Annotated in this window: 19 protein-coding genes; 8 read left to right on the top strand and 11 right to left on the bottom strand. The window is 72.1% G+C overall.

Annotated elements, in window-relative coordinates:
* Positions 1–27: 27 nt before the first annotated feature.
* The 4 genes from OOK41_RS21400 to OOK41_RS21385 form a co-directional block, all read right to left on the bottom strand.
* Positions 28–1,431 carry a glycosyltransferase family 4 protein gene (locus tag OOK41_RS21400; RefSeq protein WP_266266464.1) on the bottom strand — a complete coding sequence of 468 codons (1,404 nt, stop codon included), beginning with the start codon at positions 1,429–1,431 and terminating at the stop codon, positions 28–30.
* 366 nt (positions 1,432–1,797) lie between these two features.
* On the bottom strand, positions 1,798–2,499 hold the full coding sequence (locus OOK41_RS21395; protein ID WP_266266463.1) for a fasciclin domain-containing protein: 702 nt from the start codon (positions 2,497–2,499) through the stop codon (positions 1,798–1,800).
* An 80-nt stretch (positions 2,500–2,579) separates the two neighbouring features.
* Positions 2,580–4,700 (bottom strand): M14 family metallocarboxypeptidase, encoded by a 2,121-nt coding sequence (locus tag OOK41_RS21390; protein WP_266266462.1) that lies wholly within the window; start codon positions 4,698–4,700, stop codon positions 2,580–2,582.
* Between the two features lie 163 nt (positions 4,701–4,863).
* A complete protein-coding gene (locus OOK41_RS21385) occupies positions 4,864–5,526 on the bottom strand; it encodes a response regulator transcription factor (RefSeq protein WP_266266461.1) in 663 nt (220 codons plus the stop codon).
* 231 nt (positions 5,527–5,757) lie between these two features.
* On the opposite strand from OOK41_RS21385, the gene OOK41_RS21380 reads away from it, so the two are divergent.
* Complete coding sequence (locus OOK41_RS21380; protein ID WP_266266460.1) at positions 5,758–5,940, top strand: hypothetical protein; 183 nt, start codon at positions 5,758–5,760, stop codon at positions 5,938–5,940.
* 117 nt (positions 5,941–6,057) lie between these two features.
* The gene (gene treZ, locus OOK41_RS21375) at positions 6,058–7,791 is read left to right on the top strand and encodes a malto-oligosyltrehalose trehalohydrolase (protein WP_266266459.1); all 1,734 of its coding nucleotides are present in this window, start codon (positions 6,058–6,060) and stop codon (positions 7,789–7,791) included.
* Between the two features lie 120 nt (positions 7,792–7,911).
* Here the strand turns inward: treZ and OOK41_RS21370 are convergent, their stop codons facing one another.
* Positions 7,912–8,787 carry an alpha/beta fold hydrolase gene (locus OOK41_RS21370; protein WP_266266458.1) on the bottom strand — a complete coding sequence of 292 codons (876 nt, stop codon included), beginning with the start codon at positions 8,785–8,787 and terminating at the stop codon, positions 7,912–7,914.
* A 449-nt stretch (positions 8,788–9,236) separates the two neighbouring features.
* On the opposite strand from OOK41_RS21370, the gene OOK41_RS21365 reads away from it, so the two are divergent.
* The gene (locus OOK41_RS21365) at positions 9,237–9,809 is read left to right on the top strand and encodes a YciI family protein (RefSeq protein WP_266266457.1); all 573 of its coding nucleotides are present in this window, start codon (positions 9,237–9,239) and stop codon (positions 9,807–9,809) included.
* Between the two features lie 525 nt (positions 9,810–10,334).
* Here OOK41_RS21365 and OOK41_RS21360 read toward each other — a convergent pair.
* The 3 genes from OOK41_RS21360 to OOK41_RS21350 form a co-directional block, all read right to left on the bottom strand.
* Positions 10,335–12,452, bottom strand: a complete 2,118-nt coding sequence (locus tag OOK41_RS21360) for a UvrD-helicase domain-containing protein (protein WP_266266456.1) — start codon at positions 12,450–12,452, stop codon at positions 10,335–10,337.
* Between the two features lie 495 nt (positions 12,453–12,947).
* Positions 12,948–13,433 carry an NUDIX domain-containing protein gene (locus OOK41_RS21355; protein WP_266266455.1) on the bottom strand — a complete coding sequence of 162 codons (486 nt, stop codon included), beginning with the start codon at positions 13,431–13,433 and terminating at the stop codon, positions 12,948–12,950.
* 40 nt (positions 13,434–13,473) lie between these two features.
* Positions 13,474–14,832: a hypothetical protein gene (locus tag OOK41_RS21350; RefSeq protein ID WP_266266454.1), complete on the bottom strand. Its 1,359-nt coding sequence runs from the start codon at positions 14,830–14,832 to the stop codon at positions 13,474–13,476.
* A 111-nt stretch (positions 14,833–14,943) separates the two neighbouring features.
* On the opposite strand from OOK41_RS21350, the gene OOK41_RS21345 reads away from it, so the two are divergent.
* The 4 genes from OOK41_RS21345 to OOK41_RS21330 all read left to right on the top strand — a co-directional run bounded on the left by OOK41_RS21345 (position 14,944) and on the right by OOK41_RS21330 (position 18,751).
* Positions 14,944–15,144: a hypothetical protein gene (locus OOK41_RS21345; protein WP_266266453.1), complete on the top strand. Its 201-nt coding sequence runs from the start codon at positions 14,944–14,946 to the stop codon at positions 15,142–15,144.
* 161 nt (positions 15,145–15,305) lie between these two features.
* Positions 15,306–16,268, top strand: coding sequence for an XRE family transcriptional regulator (locus OOK41_RS21340; protein ID WP_266266452.1), 963 nt, complete (start codon positions 15,306–15,308; stop codon positions 16,266–16,268).
* A 203-nt stretch (positions 16,269–16,471) separates the two neighbouring features.
* Positions 16,472–18,073: a pentapeptide repeat-containing protein gene (locus OOK41_RS21335; RefSeq protein WP_266266451.1), complete on the top strand. Its 1,602-nt coding sequence runs from the start codon at positions 16,472–16,474 to the stop codon at positions 18,071–18,073.
* A 117-nt stretch (positions 18,074–18,190) separates the two neighbouring features.
* Complete coding sequence (locus tag OOK41_RS21330) at positions 18,191–18,751, top strand: hypothetical protein (RefSeq protein WP_266266450.1); 561 nt, start codon at positions 18,191–18,193, stop codon at positions 18,749–18,751.
* Here the strand turns inward: OOK41_RS21330 and OOK41_RS21325 are convergent.
* Positions 18,699–19,043, bottom strand: coding sequence for a hypothetical protein (locus OOK41_RS21325; protein WP_266266449.1), 345 nt, complete (start codon positions 19,041–19,043; stop codon positions 18,699–18,701). The genes OOK41_RS21330 and OOK41_RS21325 overlap by 53 nt on opposite strands.
* Positions 19,044–19,077: 34 nt before the next feature.
* Positions 19,078–20,556, bottom strand: coding sequence for a glutamate--cysteine ligase (locus tag OOK41_RS21320; protein ID WP_266267925.1), 1,479 nt, complete (start codon positions 20,554–20,556; stop codon positions 19,078–19,080).
* A gap of 181 nt (positions 20,557–20,737) precedes the next feature.
* Between OOK41_RS21320 and OOK41_RS21315 the strand changes: the two genes are divergently transcribed.
* Positions 20,738–21,076: a DUF3817 domain-containing protein gene (locus OOK41_RS21315; RefSeq protein WP_117667783.1), complete on the top strand. Its 339-nt coding sequence runs from the start codon at positions 20,738–20,740 to the stop codon at positions 21,074–21,076.
* A 70-nt stretch (positions 21,077–21,146) separates the two neighbouring features.
* On the opposite strand, the gene OOK41_RS21310 is transcribed toward OOK41_RS21315, so the two are convergent.
* Positions 21,147–21,692, bottom strand: a complete 546-nt coding sequence (locus OOK41_RS21310; RefSeq protein WP_266266448.1) for a hypothetical protein — start codon at positions 21,690–21,692, stop codon at positions 21,147–21,149.
* Between the last annotated feature and the right edge of the window lie 129 nt (positions 21,693–21,821).

The following is a 21,821-nucleotide window of genomic DNA, read 5'->3' as shown; positions in this document are numbered from 1 at the left end:
TGGCCGAAGGGGGCGGGGTGGGTTCGGTCAGCGCAGGCCGGCGGCGGCGAGGAGGTTGCCCTCGGCGATCCGCACCGGGGAGCGGCCCTCGGCCATCCGGCGCTCGGCGCGCTCGGCGGTGAACGCCGGGGCCTTGGCGATCGCCGCCGCGTACGCGGCGGCCGTGCGGCGCGCGATGGCCGCCCAGCCGTACTGCTCGTGCACCATGGCCCGGGCCCGCCGGGCCATGGCCCGGGCGCGCTCCCGGTCGGACAGCAGGGCGTGCACCGCCTCGGTCAGCCCGGCCGGGTCCTGCGGGGCGAAGGTCATCCCGGTGACGCCGGGCTCGACGATCTCGGCGAGGCCGCCGGTCGCGGCGACCGCCAGGGGCGCCCCGGCCGCGGCCCCCTCCAGGGCCACCATGCCGAAGGGCTCGTAGATGCTCGGCACCGCGAAGCAGTCCGAGGCGGCCATCACGGCGGGCAGGTCGGTGCCGCCGAGGAAGCCCGGCATGCTGACTGTGCCGCCCAGGCCGAGCCGCCGCACCTCGGCCTCCAGGGCCGACCTGTGCGGCCCGTCGCCGACGATGACCGCGCGCAGCCCGGGGTGCCGCTCGCGCAGCCCGGGCAGCCCGGCGAGCAGGTGCTGCACGCCCTTCTCGTAGACCAGCCGGCCGGCGAAGGTGACCAGTGGGCCGTCCCCGGCGAACCGGGCGCGGGCCTTCGCCACCGCGGCGGCCGGGGCCCGCCAGCGGTGTGGCTCCACCCCGTTGGGCACCACGTCGACCCGGCCGGCCGGTACGCCGAACAGCCCGGTCACCTCGTCGCGCATGTAACCGGAGCAGACGATCACCCGGCCCGACTCGCCGGCCAGCCAGTGCTCGACGCCGTGGATGGTGCGGTTCATCTCCTCGGGCAGCCAGCCCTGGTGCCGGCCGGCCTCGGTGGCGTGGATGGTGCTGACCAGCGGGATGTCCAGGTGCTCGCGCAGGGTCATCGCGGTGTGTGCGACGAGCCAGTCGTGGGCGTGGATGACGTCGTAGGAGCCGGCTTCGGTGGCGCGTAGCGCGGCGCGGGTGAGGGTGTGGTTGAACGCCATGGTCCAGGCCAGCAGGGAGGAGGTGGCCAGTGGGAAGGTGACCGGGTCTTCGGCGGCGCGGATGATGCGGACGCCGTCGGCGTACTCCTCCAGGGGTGCGCCGTCGGTGTGTCGGGTGACGACGGTGACCTCGTGCCCGGCGGCGGTCAGGGCCACCGACAGGGCGTGCACGTGCCGGCCGAGGCCGCCGACCAGGACCGGCGGGTACTCCCAGGAGAGCATGAGGATGCGGCGGGTCTGCGGGGGCGTGCCCGACCCGGCCTGCGTCGGGACGTGGGGCCGGGAGGTGAGGGTGGGCCGGTGGACCCGGCCCGGGTTGGTGGTGGGCTGCTCGTCGACCCGCAGGGTCGTCACATCAATCTCCGTCCATGCATGGTGGAACGCGCCGGCAGCGGTGGCGGCGAGACAGTGGTGGGGGTGGCCGAGGGGCCGAGGGGGAGACGCGCGTACGCGTCTCGCGAACAAGCAAAGGGCATCGAGCCCGATCCCGCATCTCGAAAAGGGCCAAGGTGACGGAGGACACCCGCAGGCCCAGTCCTTGTCGGTCGGGTGGATTCCGGGCAGCCGCCGAAGGGTGGACGGTCAGCCACCGAAGGGTGGACGGGGCGCCGACGGTGCGGCGAGCGTTGCCGCGGGCGCCACCGACGACACCGGCCGCTGACCCCCGCACACGGGGGTCAGCGGCCGGTGTCGTCGGCCGGCTGGGTGCCGTCGTTGCACTCAGTGGTGGTTGTCCTCCTCGTGGGCGGTGTCCGGCAGGTTGCCGAGCACCTTGTTGATCACGTGGATCCGGGCGCCGGCGGCCCGGTAGTCCGCGCAGACCGTCTCGGCCCGGTCGCCCAGCCGGGCCCCCGGCTGGGCCGCAGTGACGGCGAGGGTGGTGCCCGCGAGGGTGGTGACGGAGCCGGCGGCCACCAGTTCGGCGGCCGAGCGCGCCCCGCCGGCCAGGTGCTCCTTCAGCAACCCGCGCAGCGTGTCGGTGTCCTTGAGTAGCAGGTGGTCCAGGTTGGCGGTGGAGAACTTGGCCCGGAAGGCGTCGTCGGTCGGGGCGAGGATGGTCAGCCCTCCGGCGGCGGACAGCTCCTCGGCCATCCCGGTGGCCCGGACCGCCGCCTCGAACGTGGTGAGCACGGGAATCCAGGTGAGGGCCTGGTCGGGGGACTGGCCCACCAGCGAGCCCGGACTACCCGGCTCGGCCCCCGAGGGCAGCACGTCGCACAGCGGTCCGGTGACGGCGACCGGTGTGGCGTCGCCGGTGCGGTCCGTCGCGCCGTGCCTCTCCTGCTGCGAGTTGGTGCATCCGGTCACCGCGACCAGGAGGGCCAGAGCCGCCCCGGCCACCGTCCGCCGGCGGCGGGCGACCCGGGACCGGGGTCCGGAGCATGGCCCCGGGGTGAGGGTGTCGGACACGGTCTTCTCCACTTCAGAACCGGTACGGGCGGTGCCGGCAGGTCGGCGGGAGGCCGACCTGCCGGCACCTCGTTCGGGCGGGGCTCAGCAGGTCACAGACGCGCGCACTGGCCGAAGTTCGGACCCCGTACGGAGTTGGCGACCTCCATGTTCATCGGCTCGGGGGAGTTGCCGGTGCAGGTCAGCGGGCCGTTGACGGTGTTGCCGGCCACCAGCGGGGCCACGCCCTTGCTGCTGAGCACGCTGACCGGCCCGGTCACCTCGTTGCCGACCAGGACGACGGGGCCCTGGGTGCCGGTGGCGAGCACCGGACCCTTGACCGTGCTGTCGGTCATGATGACCCCGGCGGCGCCGGTGGCGTTCACCGGACCGTCGATCGAGCTGCCGGTGACGATCAGCGTGGCGCCGGGCTGCACCTGGATCGGGCCCCGGACGGTGGCCCCGTCCAGGCAGGCGACGCCGGAGACGACCAGCGGGCCCTTGCGGGTGCCGGTCAGGGTGGGGGCGACCCGCTCGCCGGCGACCAGGCCCTCGACGGCCCGCTCGTCCAGCAGCAGCGGGATCAGGCCCCGCTGCGGCTGGGACAGCGGAACCAGGTAGCCGTCGGCGACCTTGATCACCTTCCAGCCGTGGGCGGCGATGCGCTGGGCCGCCGTGGTGCGCTTGCCGTCGGGGCCGTCGGTACGCTCACCGTGGTACTGCTCCTCGGTCAGCCGGTACGCGCACGGCGGCTGCTCGAGGATCTGCTCCGGGGCGGGGGCGTCCACGGGCGGCGGGGCCTCACCCGGGTGCGGGGCGGGGTACGCCTCGATCTTCCGGGAGCCCCGGAACACGATCCGTCCCTCGTTGGCGGACTGGAACGTGATCGCCTCGGCGCGGGCCTTGGTGATGTCCTTGACGTTGGCGCCGTGGTACTTGAAGAACTCGGTGAACGTCCACAGCGCTGAGTACGTCTTGCGCCGGCGGTTGTTGGCGGTGTTGCTCTCGTCCGGCCGCGTCGGGCCACCGGAGCTGCGCAGCTCCAGCAGGGAGTTGACGACGTTCTTCAGGCCGAGCGTGTTGCGCAGGATGGTCTCCTCGCTCAGGCCCACCGTGGCGTTGGAGGTGCAGCCGTACGGGCAGGCCCACCAGCCGTCCTTGGCGCCCTGGCCGTACATGTGGCCTTCGATCATCTCCTGCGACTCGTCGAAGATCCCCTGCGCCACGTTCTGGTGCCGGGGCGGCAGCATCGGCAGGTCACCGGCGTTGGTGTTGCCGTACTCGTGGCCGTCATAGCCGGCGATCGGCCGGTAGTCGCGGACCATCGCGGCGAGGGAGCGGGTCTCCGGCTGGCGGATCAGCGAGTGGTCCCGGTTCAGGTCCTGACCGGTGGAGTTGCCCCGGGTGTTGGCTGCCCGCCCGTCGCCGTTGAGCGTCGGCACGATCAGCATGGTGGTCTTCGACAGCAGGTCGAGGGTCTTGCTGTCCTTGGTGAAGGCCAGCTGCCGGGCCATGATCAGGCAGGCCTCGCGGTCGCCCGGCTCGTTGCCGTGCACGTTGCAGTTGACCATCAGGGGGTTGGTCGCGGCCACGGCCGCCGGCGTCGCCGGCGGCTTGGGGTAGCCGATGACCAGCATGTTGATCGGCCGGTCCTGGACGGTGCGGCCGATCTCCACCACCCGGACGCGGTCGCTGGCCTGGTCGATCGCGGCGGTGTACGCATACTCGTTGACGTCGCTCGTGTACTGGGCGCCCAGGGTGTCCTCCCACTGGGTGCGAAGGTTCTCACCCGGGGTGGCCGGGTCGCCCCAGTGGGCCCTGGTGGTGCCGCTGACCGGCGCCGAGTAGGGCTGGGCCTCGGTGTCGAACCGGGCCCGGACCCGCCACTGGAAGCCGTTGCCCGGGGCGAAGCCGGCGTCGGCGAAGGTCGGCTCGGTGTTGTTGACCTGGCGGTTCGGGCGCCAGACACCGACGATCACCGGCGTGCCGGGCGTGCCGTCCCCGGCCAGCGGGGTCCGCTCGATCTGGTAGTCGGTGGCCCCTTCTACCCGGGTCCACGCCAGCGTGGCGTACCCGTCACCCTGCACGACCGTGAGGCCCTGCACCTGGTTCGGCTCCGCCTGCTGCAGGGCCGCGCTCGGCTGCCCCTGCGCCTGCCCGGGCACCGCCGTCGCCACCAGGGTGGCGGCGAGCAGGGCGGAGAACACACCGGCCGTTGTCCGTCTGTATCTCAAAAGGGATCTCCAAACAGGAGGGATGGCTGGGGTGGGCCCAGCACACCCGCACTCGGCCCACCGTTGGCCCACAACCCGCGTTTCTTGAGGATCATCTGAGGTTTCCGACCTGGTCACCGGTGTCGGCGGGCGGTCGTGGCCCCTCGTCGCTCACCGACCGTCGTCATCCCGCGCGCAGCCGGTAGCCGACGCCGCGGACCGTCTCGACCAGGCCGGCGTCATCGAGCTTGCCCCGCAGGGCCGCGACGTGGACGTCGAGGTTGTGCCGGGTCCCCCAGGTGGTCCGCCAGACGTCCAACTGCAACCGGTCCCGGGGCACCACCGCGCCGGCCTGCCGGGCCAGCGCCACCAGCAGGTCGAACTCCTTGCGGGCCAGGCTGACCTCCCGGTCGCCCACCCAGACCCGCCGGGCGTCGACGTCGATGCGCAGCGTGCCGACCCGCAACTGGCTCGTGGTCCGGGCGCTGCGGACGGTACGCCGCATCACCGCCTCGATGCGGGCCTGCAACTCCACCATCGAGAACGGCTTGATGACGTAGTCGTCGGCGCCGGCCCGCAGGCCGGCCACCCGGTCGTACTCCTCGGCGCGGGCGCTGACCGCGATGATGGCGACGCCCTCGTCGGTCTGACGAAGCCGCCGGCACACCTCCAGGCCGTCCCGGTCGGGCAGGTTGAGGTCCAGCAGGACCAGGTCGACCGGTTCGGCCCGGACCGCTTCGGCGGCCGTCAGCGCCGGCACCACCTCGTATCCCCGGCGGCGCAGGGCATTGGTGAGGGCAGACGCCACGCGTAGGTCGTCTTCTACCAGGAGTACCCGCACGCACATCCCCCTCGGACCTCGTCCCAGCCGGGTCCTGCGAGTCTGTCCGATGATCAACGCCCTGACCAGTGCGGATGCAAGATCGTAACCGCGGCGTGCGGCCCGTGCGGTGGTGTGCGCCGGCGCCTATCAGTCGGGTGGATTCCGGTCATCCGCCGATCGGGTGGACTCGCTCGGGCAGAAGCTGATCCAGTTCCCCATGCCCGGGGTGCCCGACACCTACCAGGGCACCGAGCTGTGGAGAGCTCCCTGGTCGACCCGGACGACCGCCGGCCGGTCGACTTCGCCGTACGCCGGGACCTGCTGGCCCGCCTCGACGGCGGCTGGCGGCCGGACGTGGCCGCCGACGGCGCGGCCAGGCTGCTGGTGGTCTCCCGCGCGCGGTGGCTGGCGCGACACGGTCCTGTCACTTCCCGGTAACGAGGTTGCCGACCTGTTCACCGGGCGGGTCTACAGTGGCGGTGCGGTGCTCCTCGCCGATCTGCTCGCCACCCTTCCCGTCGCACTGCTGGCTCCCGCCGAGTCCGTGGAGGCTTCATGACCGAGTTCGCGGTGTGGGTGCCCGGGGCCGCCCGGGTCCGGCTGCGCCTGTCCGCCGTCGGCGACCGGGAGATGCGCTCCGCCCCCGGCGGCTGGTGGCGGGCCGACGTGCCCGACGCCGGCCCCGGCACCGACTACGCGTTCGTGCTCGACTCCGACGACCGGGCGCTGCCCGACCCCCGCTCGGCCTGGCAGCCCGCCGGGGTGCACGGGCCGAGCCGGGTCTACGACCACGCCGCCCACTCCTGGGCCGACGCCGGATGGACCGGCCGGCAACTTCCCGGCAGCGTCTTGTACGAGCTGCACATCGGCACGTTCACCCCGCAGGGCACCTTCGACGCGGCGATCGGCCGCCTCGACCACCTGGTCGACCTGGGCGTCGACCTGGTGGAGCTGCTTCCCGTCAACGCCTTCAACGGCGAGCACAACTGGGGCTACGACGGGGTCTGCTGGTACGCCCCGCACGAGCCGTACGGCGGCCCGGACGGACTGAAACGGTTCGTCGACGCCGCCCATGCCAGAGGGTTGGGGGTGATCCTCGACGTCGTCTACCACCATTTCGGGCCCTCCGGGGCCTACGCGCCGATGTTCGCGCCGTACCTGACCGAGCAGAGCAACACCTGGGGGCGGACCGTCAACCTGGACGGCCCACACTCCGACGAGGTGCGCCGCTACATCGTCGACAGCGTGCTGATGTGGCTGCGCGACTACCACGTCGACGGGCTGCGCCTGGACGCCGTGCACGCGATGCCGGACTCCCGCGCCACCCACCTGCTGGAGGAGATCGCGGTGGCGGTGGAGACGCTGTCGGCCCACCTGGGCCGGCCGCTGTCGCTGATCGCCGAGTCCGACCTCAACGACCCCCGGCTGATCACGCCCCGGGAGGCCGGCGGGTACGGCCTGGACGCCCAGTGGAACGACGATGCCCACCACGCCCTGCACACCCTGCTCACCGGGGAGCGGCAGGAACACTACGGCGACTTCGGCTCCCTGGAATGCCTCACCGACGTGCTCACCGGCGGCTTCTTCCACAACGGCACCTGGTCCAGCTTCCGCAGCCGCCACCACGGGCGGCCCATGGACCGGCAGCGCACCCCCGGCCACCGGCTCGTCGCGTACCTCCAGAACCACGACCAGATCGGCAACCGGGCCACCGGCGACCGGCTCTCCGCCAGCCTCTCCCCGGGGCTGCTGCGGGTGGGGGCGACGCTGCTGTTCACCGCGCCGTTCACGCCGATGCTGTTCATGGGGGAGGAGTGGGCCGCCAGCACCCCGTGGCAGTTCTTCACCAGCCATCCGGAGCCGGAACTGGCCACCGCCGTGGCCACCGGCCGCAGGCGGGAGTTCGCGGCGCACGGCTGGCCCCCCGGTGACGTGCCGGACCCGCAGGACCCGCGGACCTTCGCCCGCTCCCGGCTCGACTGGGCGGAGCTGGACAAACCCGAACACCGCGAGATGTACGAGTTCCACCGCCGGCTGATCGCGCTGCGCAAGAGCCGCCCCGACCTGTCCGACCCGAGGCTGCACGCCATCGACGTACGGCACGGCGACCAGTTCCTGGTGATGCGCCGTGGCGAGTGCCTGGTGGCCGCCAACCTGGCCGCCAAGCCGCAGCGGATCACCCTGCCGGGGGTGGCGCGGCGGGTGCTGCTGGCCACGGGGAAGGGGGTCACGGTGACCCGGGACCGCATCGACCTGCCGGCGGAGACGGCGGCAATCGTGGCGCTCTAGGGCCTTCCGGCCGTCACCGTGATCGTTTGCTGATTTGTGAGACGACACGCCGGGCGAGTTCTCCAAAAACAGCAGACGTTCATGGAGCCCCAACCCGGACACCGCGAAGGTCCGCGCCCGTCAGCCGGCGTCGAGCACCTCGCGCAGTCGCGCCGCGAACTCGGCGGGCTTGCCCGCGTAGCCGAAGTCGCCGCCGAGGAAGCCGCCGTGGTGGCTGGGGAACACGGTGGCCTCCTGGCCGAGCAGCGCTGCGGTGGCGACGGCCGTACGTGCGGTGTACGTCCCCGCCGTCTCCTCGCCGACGGCGATCACGATCCGGGTCGGTGCTGCGGTGAGCGCCTGCGCGTCGGGGCGGTAGTCGATGATCGCCCAGGAAGCCTTCGACAGCAGTGGGTCGTCGCGGGTGCCGTCGTCGTCGGTCGGCAGGCCGAACGCCTCCGGGTCGGGCGCGGGCTGGGCGAAGTAGGCGTCGGTGAACTCGCCCTGCCAGGACGTCATCGCGATGAACGCGGCCATCCCGGCGCCGTTGCCCTTCGCCTGGTACGCCTCGTGGAAGGCGGCCCGGGCGCGATCGGCGGCGTCGGCGTCGGGGAGCACGGCGTTGATCGGCGGCTCGTGTGCGACCAGCGTGACGACGTCGCCGGGGTGGGACGCGACCAGTTCGAGCGCGGTCACCGCGCCGCCGCTGCTGGCGAAGACGTCGACCGGGCTGGTGCCGAGCGCCTCGATCAGCAGATGCAGGTCGCCCGCCTGGGTCTGCGGCGTGTGGTCCGACCGGCCGTCGGTGCGGACGCTGCGGCCCAGGCCGCGGGGGTCGTAGGTGACAACTGTGCGGTCGGTGAAGTGCGCGGCGAGCGAGCCGAAGCCCTCGGCGGTCATCGGCTGGCCGACCATGAGCAGCGTGCGGTGCCCGGCGGCCGCGGAGAGCGGGTCGCGCACGTCGTAGACCAGGTCGACGCCGGGTGCGGCAAGGGTGCGCGTCTCACTCTTTGTCATGCCGGGAGCGTACGGCCGACGTACGACGTCATGGGCCGTGGCGCTGCGAGAGTCGCGCCGGTTTCGCGGGCGAAGGCGGCCGGGTCGACGCCGAGATGAACCGGTCAAGGAGACCCTCACGGATCACCCGCCGATGCTCGAAGATGTTCGCGCTGCCAGGTGAGGCAACCGTCACCGACGAGGGCTGTCGGGGGGAGTGGGTCGGTGACGTACTGGCGTTGACCGGTTGACAGACAGGGTGGGCGCTGGCGTCGTCGCCGGTCTGCTGGTGACACCTGTATCGGCTCCTTTGCTCTGCTGCCCCCTGTGCAACGCGCGCGGTGCGCCGCGTTTCCTGTCGTTCGTTCGTGCTGGCCCGTGCCATGAAGCGGCTTCGTGCTGGTGTTGCGGTGACGGCAGCAGAGCAAAGGGGCGAGTGGTCAGGACCCGTCCGCGTCGGTGTTCGGCGCGTGGAGGGCAGGATCTGGGGCATGGAGTTCTTCTGCTACCACCGTGATCGGCGCGGCTCTGCGGCGATCCGGAGCGAGTTGCTACAGGAGCACTGGTCGTACATGGACCGGTACGCGGCGCAGATGATCGCTCGCGGCCCGACCTTCGCGGCCGACGGTGCCACGCCCACGGGCAGTGTGCACATCCTGGACCTGCCCGATTCCGCCGCCGCTCGGGCCTTCGCCTTCGACGAGCCCAACTACCAGGCCGGCGGGTACCGCGATGTGCTTTTGCGCCGGTGGCGCAACACGCTGGGGCGCACCATGTGGGACTTTTCCGGCGCCCGGGCGGGTGGTAACCGGTATCTGGTGCTGGGCCTCGGCGCGGGGGAGGCCCTCGATCTCTCTCCGCAGCGCGACCGGGACGACCTGATCGCGTACGGGCCGTTGCTGTCCGACGACGGTGCGACCTGGCTGGGTACGGCGGTGCTGCTCCGGGCGGAGGATGCGGACGAGGCGCGTGCCGTGCTGACCCCGGACCGGTACGCCGACATCGAGGTCCACAACTGGGCGTTCGGCGGACGGCCGTCATGACCCCATAGCTGCCGTCTCTGCTCGGCACGATGGCAGCATGCGTCTGCCGGTGCTCGGCGGAACCTGGTTCGCGGGCCGCGCGATCGTCACGGCCGCCGTTGGACGAGCCACCGGTCGGACCGCTCGACGGAACTGCCGACCACACCCGGCGTGCGACACGGCAGCAACTGCCCTGGTGGAGCGGCGACTTGCGCTGTACGACCCCTGGGGCGCGCACGAACCCTCGACAGGGGAGGATGGCGTCGGGCGGGAGTGGCGATGTTGATGTCGACGTAGACGGCGGCCTTGTCGCCGGTCTGCGGGTGACACCAGTGGGGACTCCTTTGCTCTGCTGCCGCCTGTGCAACGCGCACGCAGAGCGCGGCGTTTCCTGCCGTCCGTTCGTGCCGGCCTGCGCGTGGAGCGGCTACCCGGCGCTGGTGTTGCGGTGACGGCAGCAGAGCAAAGGGCCGAGTTGGCATGACCTGTCTGGCAACCCGTCCGCCTGGTCGCCTGGCCCACCAGAATGAGGACCGGGCCGGCGAACTACGTGAGCGCCAACTGTCCGAGTTCCTGGGTGCATCGGGTGAGCGCGACGTAGAGCCCATTCCAGCCGCGTGGTTCAGCGGCGATGCCCTGGGGGTCGACGAGTAGCGTCGCGTCCCATTCCAATCCCTTGGACTGGGTGGCGGTGAGCACCGGCACATCGCTCAGCGCGGCCAGGAGTTCGGCAATGCGATCGGTGGGGGCGATGACGCCGACCGTGCCGCCATGCCACCGTTGCTGCAGCTGCCGTACGGCTTGGGCGGCGGCGCCGGCAAGCTCGGCGGGCGTGATCGTGAGCTCCCAGGGGGCGATGCCGGAGGAGCGTACCGCCCGTGGCGGCGCGTTGTGGCTGCCGGCTTTTCTCAGCACCGGTTCGGTGAGGTCCATGACCTCGCGGGGGGTCCGGTAGCAGATGGTCAGTTCCGCGGCGGTCCAGCGGTCTCCGAAAACAGCCTGTACCGCTTGTGCCCAGCTGGTGTGCCGGTGCGCTGCCTCCGCCTGGTCGATGTCGCCGACCGCGGTGATGGAGCGACTGGGACAGCGCCGTAGGACCATTTGCCACTGCATCTCGGACAGCTCTTGCGCCTCGTCGATGACGACGTGGCCGTACACCCAGTCGCGCTGTCGGCGAGCGCGGTCGGCGACGAACTCGCCCTGTGGTTGCGGGGCTTCGACCCCGCCCAGCAGATCGGCGAGGGCGTCGAGCAGGGGAATGTCGCTCGATGCCCACGGGGCGGGCTCGGCCCGGACGGCGGCGATCTCCTCCGGGGACAGCTGCGGGGCGAACCGGGCCAGCAGGGCGCGGTCGGTCAGGAGATCGCGCAGCAGGCCCTCGGCGTCGCGGGTGGGCCACCATGCCTCGATGAATCGGCCGATGGTGGCGTTCTCGGCGATGCGATGACGAAGTTGCTCGACTTCTTCCTCGGAGAGCAATCCGTCGACGTCGCTGCCGGTGGACGTCCTGCCGAAGTGGTGGTCCTGCTTCATGCCCCTGTCGAAGCGGGCGAGGATGTCCTCGAAGCCCTCCTCCATCTCGTTCATCAGCGCCTCGCGCTGCTCGACGACGGCCTCGGCGAGGAGATGGTGCAGCTGCTCGGCGAACGCCGCGCGGGCGCGATGGTACGGCCGTCCCTGCACCGCCGAGGCGAGCGCCTGTGCCACTGTTGCGGCGGTGAGGACGTAGAACTCGCCCTCCCAGCGCAGCTTCAGCTCACGGGGCCGGGGGAGCAGCGACGTGACGTAGTTTTCGAGTGCGGGTTGCCAGAGGGCGCGACCCTTGATCTCGGCGAGAAGCCGGCTCTCGTCGCGGCCCACGCGGATCTCGGTCAGCAGAGTGTCGCAGGTCGCCGAGACGACAGCGGTCTCACCGAGCGCGGGCAGCACCTGGGCGATGTACTGGAGGAACCGCGGCGAGGGGCCGAGGACCAGGACCGCCTGGTCGGCCATCTTCCGGTGAGCGAACAGCAGGTAGGCGACGCGGTGCAGAGCAACCACGGTCTTGCCGGTGCCGGGACCGCCCTGAACGATCAGCGGGCCGGTCGCCTCGGCCCGGATGATGTCGTCCTGCTCGCGTTGCAGGGTGGAGATCGCCGTCGACATGCGGCCGGTGCGCCGCTGGTCGAGGGCGGCCAGTAGAGCGCCCTCACCGACGAGTTCCGCCGTTATGGTGCCGTCCAGTGGCTCGTCGTCCACACCGACGACGACCGATCCCGTCGTGCGTACGTGACGGCGCCGTGCCTGACCTTGTGGGTCGACAGCCGTCGCGGTGTAGAACGGCCGTGCTGCGGGAGCGCGCCAGTCCACCAGCAGTGGCTCACTGTCCTCGCCGTCGTTGCGGAGACCGACACGGCCCACGTGTCGCACGGTGCCATCGAGGCCGTCGAGGCGGCCGAAGACCAGCCCTTCCCGTGCTCGCCGTAGCTCTTCGTACTGCTGGCGGAGCATGCGCTGCCGGGCCCGTTCCAACGCGTCCAGGGCGTCTGACGAGAGCTCGGCCTGCAGGTGGTCGGCCAGCCTGTCGCGCCGGGCCGTGGCCAGGTTGAGAAACTCCTGTTCCTCGGCGATCGCGGAGCGGCGGGCGCCGGCAGCGTCGTTGTTCAGAGCAGAATTCCGGCTCATACGCAAATCCTTGTACTGGTTTTTCCCCTCGGCCCGGATGTGCCGGAGTGTATTCCGGCGGCAAGCATAGAACCAGCTCCTCCTCGTCAACCAGGAACTCTGTCGGAAGAGATGAAAATCTATATGCCCTTGCGATTCTGGGCCGTTCGGCCTAACCCAATTCTGAGTCGCCTGTTGACAGTTCGTTCTTTATCTGGTCTAGATGCCGGCCGGTGGGCAGTTCGCTGCTCACCGGGGTCGCGCGCGGTACGGCGCGGAGCGGTGGGTAACGCTCCATCTCAGCTCGTACCCTGGCGTATCCGGCGAGTCCCAGCACGGGCGGACTGAGAAGACGGACTCGGCCCGGGGCGGGGCCAGCCGGACGGTACGGACCGGTACACCGTGGCAGAAGACCGCGTCGGGCGTGGCGGCTCCTCGACGCAGAGGTGCTCGTGCGGCAGCACACTCGCTGACTCCAGGTGAGCGGTCACGGTTGACGTGGTGCGTAGGCGCCGATCACGACCGAGCGGGAGCACCGCCGGCCATGTACACCGGGGCGTGTTGGGCCCGGGCGTATATCGCCGCGTGGACTCGTGGAGCGACGTTGCCGGGAAGACGCTGCTCGGCCTCCTGGTCTGAGAAGAAGCCGACGTCTTCCAACTCCTGCCCGGACAAGTTCAGGCCGTCGAGGCTGGTGATGGTCCCGCAGTCGAACGTGAAGCTGATTATCGCGCGTGGCCTCTGTCCTGCGGACGGTGCCCAGTCCACGACGAGGAGCTCGCCTACCGCGACAGCCATCCCAAGCTCTTCCTGGATCTCGCGGACGCAGGCGTGGTGCGGATACTCACCCTCCTCCACATACCCACCCGGGAAGGCCCAGTGGTCGCGGTAGGAGGGTTTGACGAGCAGTATGTTGCCGTTCTGGTCGGTGATGAAGGCGGCTGCGGCAGCGTAGAAGGCGGGCAGGTTGGCGTACCAGGTGGCGGGCTCCGTCCAGGTCACCTCAGGGACGCTAGCCGACATGTCTCGATGAGGGCTCGCGTTACTTGTGCACTGTCGGAGCAGAGAGGGCCAACAGGAGTTCCTTGACCTGGGGCATTGCCTGGTGAGGGCCCAGAGTGGCGGTGAGTTCGCGAACGCGGTGCGTCACGCGAGCGGAGTGGACGGCGGGTACGCACTGCGCCAACTCCCGACCCCAGTCGCAGGCGGCTTCGATGTCTCCGGATCGTGCGTGGGTCGTGGCGATGAGGGCGGTGTGAAGGGCACGTGTCCGCGCGTTCTGGTTGGCGAGGGTGACCGCCGCGGGCGCGTGTCGAAGGGCCTTTCTGAACAGACTCAGGTCGCTCAGGCATTTCAGGGCGGTGCCGGCGAAGTGTGCCGGGCTGAAGTAGGTGGCCCAGCGTGGGCTGCTCGCTGGGTCCGCGCGATCGATTGCGCGCTCCGCCTTGAGAAGTGCAGTCTGGCAGGCGCGTTGTTCGCCCGACCGGCCGTAGGCGCTGGCGGCGGTCGTGTACAGCCGGGCGCGAACGGCGGCAGGGGCGCGGCCTGCCCCGTCGATGGCAGCTTCGGCGAGCCGGGCGGCGTCCTGGGCGTGCCCGAGATAGACGGCCTGGGTAGCGAGGTTGGCCAGCAGATGGGCACCGTACAGGCGGTCGTCGGCGGCCTTGGCGAGCCGTAGCGCGATGGTCAGGTGGCGTTGGGCAGTGCCGTGGTCACCTGCGTCGTAGGACATAAATGCGAGTTGGCCGGAGAGCGTCGCGGTCGCGCGCATGAGGTCACGCCCGATGGTGTCGGTGTAGGTGCCATGCAGCATCGGGGCGACCTGGCGGACGAGTAGGTCGATCATGAGCGCGCGGGTGCGCGGGAAACCACCGCCGTGGCGTCGGTCGAGATCGGTGAAGTGGCCGGCGAGGGCGTACAGGGATTCAATGTCCCCACTCGTCACCTGTTGGCGGCCGTTGCAAGTGATCATGCCGTCGGGCAGGTCGTACCGCCAGGCGAGCGCTGCCTGTAGGGCGTAGCCGGTCTGGAATGTCCCGCCAGGCTCTGTGTTGACCTGTTCGGCGAGCACCGCCCAGAGCCGTTCGGCGGCGTCGATGGCGTGAACGGCAGAAGTGGGGTAGCTGGCATCCGCGGCGACTTCGGTTGTCGTGAACCCGAGTTCCGTGCCGGCAACGGGGCGTCCGAGTCTGCGGGCGAACGTCTTGGCCATTGTGGCCTGGACGTGCTCAGCGGGTCGGCGTCCACGTAGCCACCAGTAGACGCTGGCGGCGTCGTAGCGCCAGGTGCCGTGGGTGCGACCCGCGTAGTTGAGCTGGCGTGCGAAGGCAGCGTGGGCGTTGCCGTAGCCGGCGGCACGGAGAAGTGCGTCGAAAGCCGCATTCGTGATCGGCCGCACCATGGACATGCCTCCAGGTATCGAGTGGCTACCGCCAGTGACGACTCTATGGCTTACAGCGGTGCCCGTGGGGCCCCACGCAATCCGACGCAACACGGCACCGAGGACAACGCAATGGCGCGCATCGTCTGCCATCTGGCCCGTCGACCAGCGATCGACTTCGCTGGCCTCAGGAGCCCTGGGGGATGGCGGCAGGAAGACCTACCGTCGCGCTCCAAGAAGCGGCTGCTCGACCTGGCCGAGGCGGAGCGCGTACCGGTGGAGGAGACCACCCGGGCGGTTCCGGACCGGCGGTGGCGGCGTGACCAGCGTTGACGAGCCGATCGGGCGTCGGGTGGCGCGCTGGCGGGTTCGGCGGCGGATGACCCAGCAGGTGCTCGCGGATCGGCTCGGCCGGTCGAAGAGCTGGATGGACAAGGTCGAGCGGGGGAGTCCGCTCGCTGGATCGGTACGCGGTCATCCGGGAGGTCGCCGAGGTGTTGCGGGTCGATCCGTTGGTGCTGCTCGGCGAGGACCGCCCGCAGCCGATCAGCGCCGGCCCGCTGGACGGGGTGGACGAGGTCCGCGCCGCCCTCGCCCGCTACGACATCCGCCGGGCGACGGCGTCGGTGGTGGAGACGGGCCGGCACGTCGAGCACGCCTGGCTGACCTACCAGCACGCGCACTACGCCCAGGTGGTACGGCTGCTGCCAGGGCTGCTCGATGCCGCCCGGGGCCTGCGCGCGGACGCGCCGGAGCTGCTGGTGCAGGCGTACCGGATCACGTCGTCGGTGCTGGTGAAGCTCGGCGAGGCCGAGCTGGGGTGGCTGGCCGCCGACCGCGCGGTGGCCGTGGCCGGGGGTGATCCGGTGCTGGCGGCATCGGCGGCTGTGTCGGTCGGGCAGGCGCTGCGGGCGCTGGGCCGCGACCGGTTGGCGCTGGCGGTGACGGCCGACGCCGCGCGCCGCCTTGCGCCGTCGACCGTGCATGGGGCCCTGCTGATCCAGGGGATCCTGGCCGCCGCCGGTTGCGTCGATGCCGGCCGGGCGGGGGAGCTGGCCGACCGGGCCGCCGGCGTCGCCGCCCGGGTCGCCGGTGACGACCCGCACCGGACCGGCTTCGGGCCGGTCGCCGTCGAACTGGCCCGGGTGGTGGCGGCGGTCGAGCTGGGCGACGCCCGGGCCGCGGTGGGCAGGCACGAGCAGGCGGTACGGCGACAGGCGTGGCGGCGGCTGCCGGCCGAGTACCGGGCGGCGTACCTGGTGGACGCCGCGCGGGCGTACCTCCAGGCCGGTGACCTGGGTGGAGCCGGGCGCGCGCTGGTCGACGCGGACGGCGTCGCGCCGGCCGAGGTCCGGTGCCGGCCGGCGGCGCGTACGGTGCTCGCCGAGATCGCCCGGGCGCACCCGGTGCCGGCCGGCGTGGCGCGCCTGGCGACGCTGGTGGGCCTGACCCGCTGAGCACGCCGGCACCGTCGCGGGGCGGTGCGCCCTGGATGATCGTCACGCGTCGGGAGCTGTCACCGCCGGCCGCTATCCTTCGCCGGTGCGTCGGGACGGTCCTGGCGACGAACGCCGGTGGACGGGCTGCCGCACCGGGACTGGAGGGGCACGTGCCGGTCGGGGATGCAGGCGTCGAGGCGTTTCGGACCGCCGTCCGGCAGGTGGCGGAGACGACGGGCGAGCAGCGGGAGACCGCCCTGCGGCGGCTGGCGGCGCTCGGCGCGGCCGACCCGGCGCTGCGCCAGGGCGCGGTCGACGCGATCTGCGCCCTCCTGCGGACATCCCCTGCCGAGCCTGCGGGTGCCGGCGCGGATCCCGGCGCGTGGCGGGAGGCCCTGCGGGCGCTCGGCGGGCTGCTGCGCCCCGCCGCCTCCGCCGCTGCCTCCGCCTCCGCCTCGGGCGAGGGTGCGGGTGCGGGTGCTGGAGCGGGCGGGGCGGCGCCGGCGGCGGGCGGGGCGGCGCCGGAGATCGTCGTGGACCTGTCCGGCGCGACCCTCGTGGACGCCGACTTCGGCGGCTGCGAGCTGGCCGAGGCCCGGTTCGCCGACACCCGGTTCCTCGGGGCGGCGTCGTTCGCCGACGCCCGGTTCACCGGCGAGGCGGTCTTCGCCCGCGCGCTCTTCGCCGGCGAGGCCCGGTTCGACGGCGCCCGGTTCGCCTCCGACGCCGTGTTCGGGCGCGCCCGGTTTCGGGGCCCGGCCAGCTTCGAACGGGTCGGGTTCGACGGGATGGCCTGGTTCGGGCGGGGCGAGGAGGAGATCTGGGAGGACGACCCGACCTGGGAGATGGTCGAGGACGTCCACCCCGCCGCGTGGGACGAGCCGAACGAGGACGACCCGGACTGGCCCGTCGCGGTCCTGATGGGCGACTACCAGGGCTGGAGCGAGGGCGGGGACGGGGCCCGTTTCGTCGGTCCCGTGTCGTTCCGGCAGGCCCGCTTCGCCGGTCCCGCCTGGTTCTTCAAGGCGCGGTTCGGCGCGGACGCGGCGTTCACCGACGCCCGGTTCGGCGGGCCGGTGCACCTCGACCAGCCCGCCGTGGACCTCGCTGGCGCCCGGTGGGGCGGCGCGGCCGACGACGAGCCGGTGTGCTGGCCCCTCGGCTGGGCGCCGGAGCCCGGGCCGGACGGCGCGGGCGCGCTCGTGCCGGACCGTTCCGCCGCGCCCTACGCGCGCCAGCTCGCTGATCCTGATCCCGACGTCCGCCGTGCGGGGCTGGCCGTCCTCGGCGCTCTCGGTGACGCGAGACCGGAGCTGCGCCAGCGCGTGGTCGACACCGTGTGTGGGTACCTGCGCGGGCCGCTGCCGTTCCCGGTGACCGGCGACCTCAACCCCGGGCAGGCCGGGGAGGTGGAGCTGCGACGCGGCGCGCAGCGGCTCCTCGCCGAGCGCCTGCGCCCGGTGGACCCGACGCCGGACGGGGCGGAAGCGGGCCTGCGGCACTGGGCGGGCATGAGTCTGTCCCTGTGCGGCGCCACCCTGATCGACTTCGACCTCAGCGGCTGCCACGTCGGCTACGCGGACTTCATGGCCGCCCAGTTCCACGGCGTCACCAGGTTCGACGCCAGCTCCTTCGAGGGCGCCGTGTTCGGGCTCGGTGGCCCGGATGGTCGGGCCTCGTTCCACGGCGACGTCACCTTTGCCGGGGCGCGACTCGACCGCTGGCGCGGGGCCCGGGACGTGCTCGGCGGCGTCGTGTTCCACGCCGGCGTCGTGCTCGACGACGCCGAAGCCGGCGACGGGACGCCGCCCGGGCAGGAGTGAACGACGCGGGCCGCGCGTCCGCCCAGCCACCCGGTCACGATCGGAATCCAGCCCCGCCACGGGCGGGAGCGGGATCTCGACAACCTGAACCGGGGCCGGGACCGGTACGGTCACGCGGTGACCGACGAGACCCCCGACACCCGGCTGCTGGACCTCATCACCGGCACCCCGTGGATCGCCGAGTTGCTGGCCCAGTTCGACTTCGACCTCGCCCGGGCGGCCAACGGTCCCGCGGAACCGGTGCGGCTGCCCGGCGGCGAGCCCCTGGAGATGATCGCCGGGGATGCCTCCGGTGGGGCGTTCATGCTGGTGGGAACCGGTGTCGAGCGCCCCGTGCTGTACGTCGGCTCGGAGGGCGAGGGTGGCCTGGTCGCCGCCGGCCTGCGCGACGCGCTCGCGCTCGTCGTCGGGATCTCCTGCATCCACGACGCGACGGCGGTGCCGTTCGGCGCCGACGGCGCACGGCTGCGGGACTGGCTGGCCCGCACCGACGAGGAGATCCGCGAGTACTGGCCGGAGCTGGACGCCGAGCGGCTGCGGCTGCGCCGGGCGCTCGACCTGCCGGAGGCGGACGGGCTGCTGGAGTCGCTGCACCGACTGGCGGCCGACGAGGAGTACCGGCCGGTCAGCGACGCGGGCGACCGGTACGAGTCGATGGTCGTCGCGCCCGGGGCGTGACGGGCACCCGGCAGATCATCCCGTAGCCGAGTTCCTCCGCGGCGACCGACCAGAAGGCGTTCTCGTCCGCGACCGCCACGGGGGCGATCTCGCGGAACCGGTCGGCGAGCCGCTCCCCGACGGCCTCGATCCCGTCAACGGCGAGCCGGGACAGCCCGTCGTCCTCGGCGAGGACGACCACCGCCGCCTCGGCGCGGGCGGCCGGGAGCCAGGAACCGGGATAGGGGAGCTGCTCCCCGAGGGACCGGAGTCGGGTCAGGGCGGCGTCGATCGCCGCGCTGTCGGTCGGCACCGGCCCACCCTGGCCCGCTCCAGGCCCCAGGCGGTCAAGGGATCGGCCACTCGTGGACCGGGCGGTTGCTGTGCATCAGGTCCACGTAGTGCCGGACCACCTCGCGCAGCGCCGCCGGCCGGTCCAGGTGGTCCGCGGACTCCAGCCGGTGCAGCGTCTCCACCTGCCAGGTGGCCCCGTTGCGGCCGGTCAGGCAGCGCTGCTCGACGATCCCGAGCAGCCGGTCCCGCTCGACCGGGTCCAGCCCCCACCGGTCCAGCCCCTGGTGGGCCATCGGCAGCAGCCGGCGCAGCACCAGCTCGGCGACCGGCAGGTAGCCCAGGCCGGGCCAGAACACCTGGGCGTCGATGCCGTGCCGGGCGCAACTGGTGAAGTTCTCCTCGGCGGCGCTGAACGACATCTGCGACCACAGCGGCCGGTCCGCCTCGGCGAGGGCCCGGACCAGTCCGAAGTAGAACGCGCCGTTGGCGACGGTGTCCAGCACCGTCGGGCCGGCGGGCAGCACCCGGTTCTCCACCCGCAGGTGCGGGCGGCCCTTGAACACGTCGTACACCGGGCGGTTCCAGCGGTAGACGGTGCCGTTGTGCAGCCGCAGTTCGGCGAGCTTCGGCACGTCGCCGCGGGCGAGGGCCTCGGCCGGGTCCTCGGGGTCGCAGACCGGCAGCAGCGCCGGGAAGTACCGGACGTTCTCCTCGAACAGGTCGAAGACCGAGGTGATCCAGCGTTCGCCGAACCACACCCGCGGGCGTACCCCCTGGGCCTTGATCTCCTCCGCCCGGGTGTCCGTGGCCTGCTGGAACAGCGGGATGCGGGTCTCGCGCCACAGCTCCCGGCCGAAGAACAGCGGCGAGTTCGCGCCGAGGGCCACCTGGATGCCGGCGATCGCCTGGGCGGCGTTCCAGTAGTCGGCGAACTGGGCCGGGCTGACCTGGAGGTGGAACTGGGTGCTGGTGCAGGCGGCCTCCGGGGTGATGGTGTCGGCGGTGACGGAGAGCCGCTCCACCCCGCTGATCGAGATCCGCAGGTCCTCGCCCCGGGCGGCGAAGATCTGCTCGTTGAGCAGCTCGTAGCGCGGGTTGGCCGACAGGGTCTCGGCGGTCAGGTGCTCGGGGCGCAGCGTCGGCAGGATGCCGATCATCACCATGTGCGCGCCGACGGCCCGGGCCTTCGTCTCGGCGGCGTTCAGGCTGGCCCGAACGTGCTCCTCGAACGAGGCGGTGCCCGCGTCCGCCAGCCGGCGCGGCGCCACGTTGATCTCGACGTTGAACTGCCCCAGCTCGGTCTGGAAGCTCGGGTCCGCGATGGCGGTCAGCACGTCGGCGTTGCGCATCGCCGGCATCGAGTCGTCGTCGACCAGGTTCAGCTCGATCTCCAGCCCGGTCATCGGCCGCTCGACGTCGAACCGGGACTCCCGGAGCATCTCGGCGAACACGTCCAGGCACCGCCGCACCTTCTCGCGATAGCGGGCCCGGTCCTCGCGGGTGAATGTCCGCACGCCGACGTCCTCGCCCATGGTCACCGCCCTGTCACCGTTGGTCCCCCAACCTTGCACGTGGCGGCCGGCCGGGGGAAGACCCGAAGGTCCCTATACGTACCCAGCAGGGGCCCGCGTGATCCCTGTCGCTCCGCCCGTCGCTGCGTGGATCGGCCGGCCGGACTGGTTAGCATGGCCGGCAACCGGTGGGGGAGTGACGATGCGCGAGAAGATCACCAAGCTGTTCGTGGCGGCGGCGATCGCCGAGGCCTGCTCCTGGCTGGCCCTGCTGGTCGGCATGGCCGTCAAGTACGGGCCGCCGGACAACGAGATCGGGGTGAAGATCTTCGGGCCGATCCACGGCGCGCTCTTCGTCGCGTACGGCCTGCTGGTCCTCGCCGTGGCCCGGCTGCACCGGTGGCGGCTGTGGCCCACCGTCGTGGCGCTGGCCTGCGCCGTCCCGCCGTTCGCGACCCTGTTCTTCGAGCGCTGGGCCGCCCGGCGGGGCATGCTGCGCACCGCGCCCGAGCCGGACCGCCCGCTGACCCCGGTCGGCTGACCGCCGCCGACGCCGGGACCACTGATTCCGTGAATTGGCGCGACCTTGGCGCGGGGCGGGCGCGGGGGTGTCAGGTCAGTACGGTGATGATGGCGATCGTGGCGATCAGCAGGGCCCCCAGCACGGCCTGGATCAGCAGCGGCGGGCCGAGGTGGCTCCACAGGGTGGCGGTGCGCGGCCGCAGTAGCTGCCCGGTGGTCAGGTTGACGATCCGCTCCACCCGGGGCGGCAGGTCCGGGTCCTGCGGCCGGAGGGTGATCTGCACCCAGTCGGCCGGGTGCAGGGCGCTCTGCGGCAGGTGCCCGTGCAGCTCCACCTCGCAGAGCTGGTCGGCGGAGTCGCGCAGCCGCAGCGGCGTGACCAGGAACTCCGGGCCCTTGCGCAGCTCCTTCCAGCTCCGCCGGGCCCCGCCGCCGCCGCTGGACAACAGCGAGCGCAACGCCAGCAGCAGCAGGCCCATCACGCTGGCCGCCGTCACCACCGCGACCAGCACCGGCTGGCCGATCCGCAGCTCGCGGGGATAACCGTCGAGCAGCCGGACGACCCGACCGGTGACGATCCGCTGCGTGGGGCGAGCGATCCGCCGGTATTCGAGGTCGCTGTCCATGTGCACCACCGTGAGTCGTTCACCACCGAGAGTCCGGTTCCCTGCACCGATCGTATCCGGTGGTCCGGCTGAACGACGTGAATGAACGCGAGTCACGTTCACGGTGGCCTCAGGTGACAAGGCGACCGACGCGGGTAA

Origin of the sequence: Micromonospora sp. NBC_01655 (genome assembly GCF_026339755.1) — a bacterium.
GTDB lineage: Bacteria > Actinomycetota > Actinomycetes > Mycobacteriales > Micromonosporaceae > Micromonospora.
The sequence above is the reverse complement of the archived record's forward strand: the minus strand, read 5'-3'. Positions and strand labels throughout refer to the sequence as shown.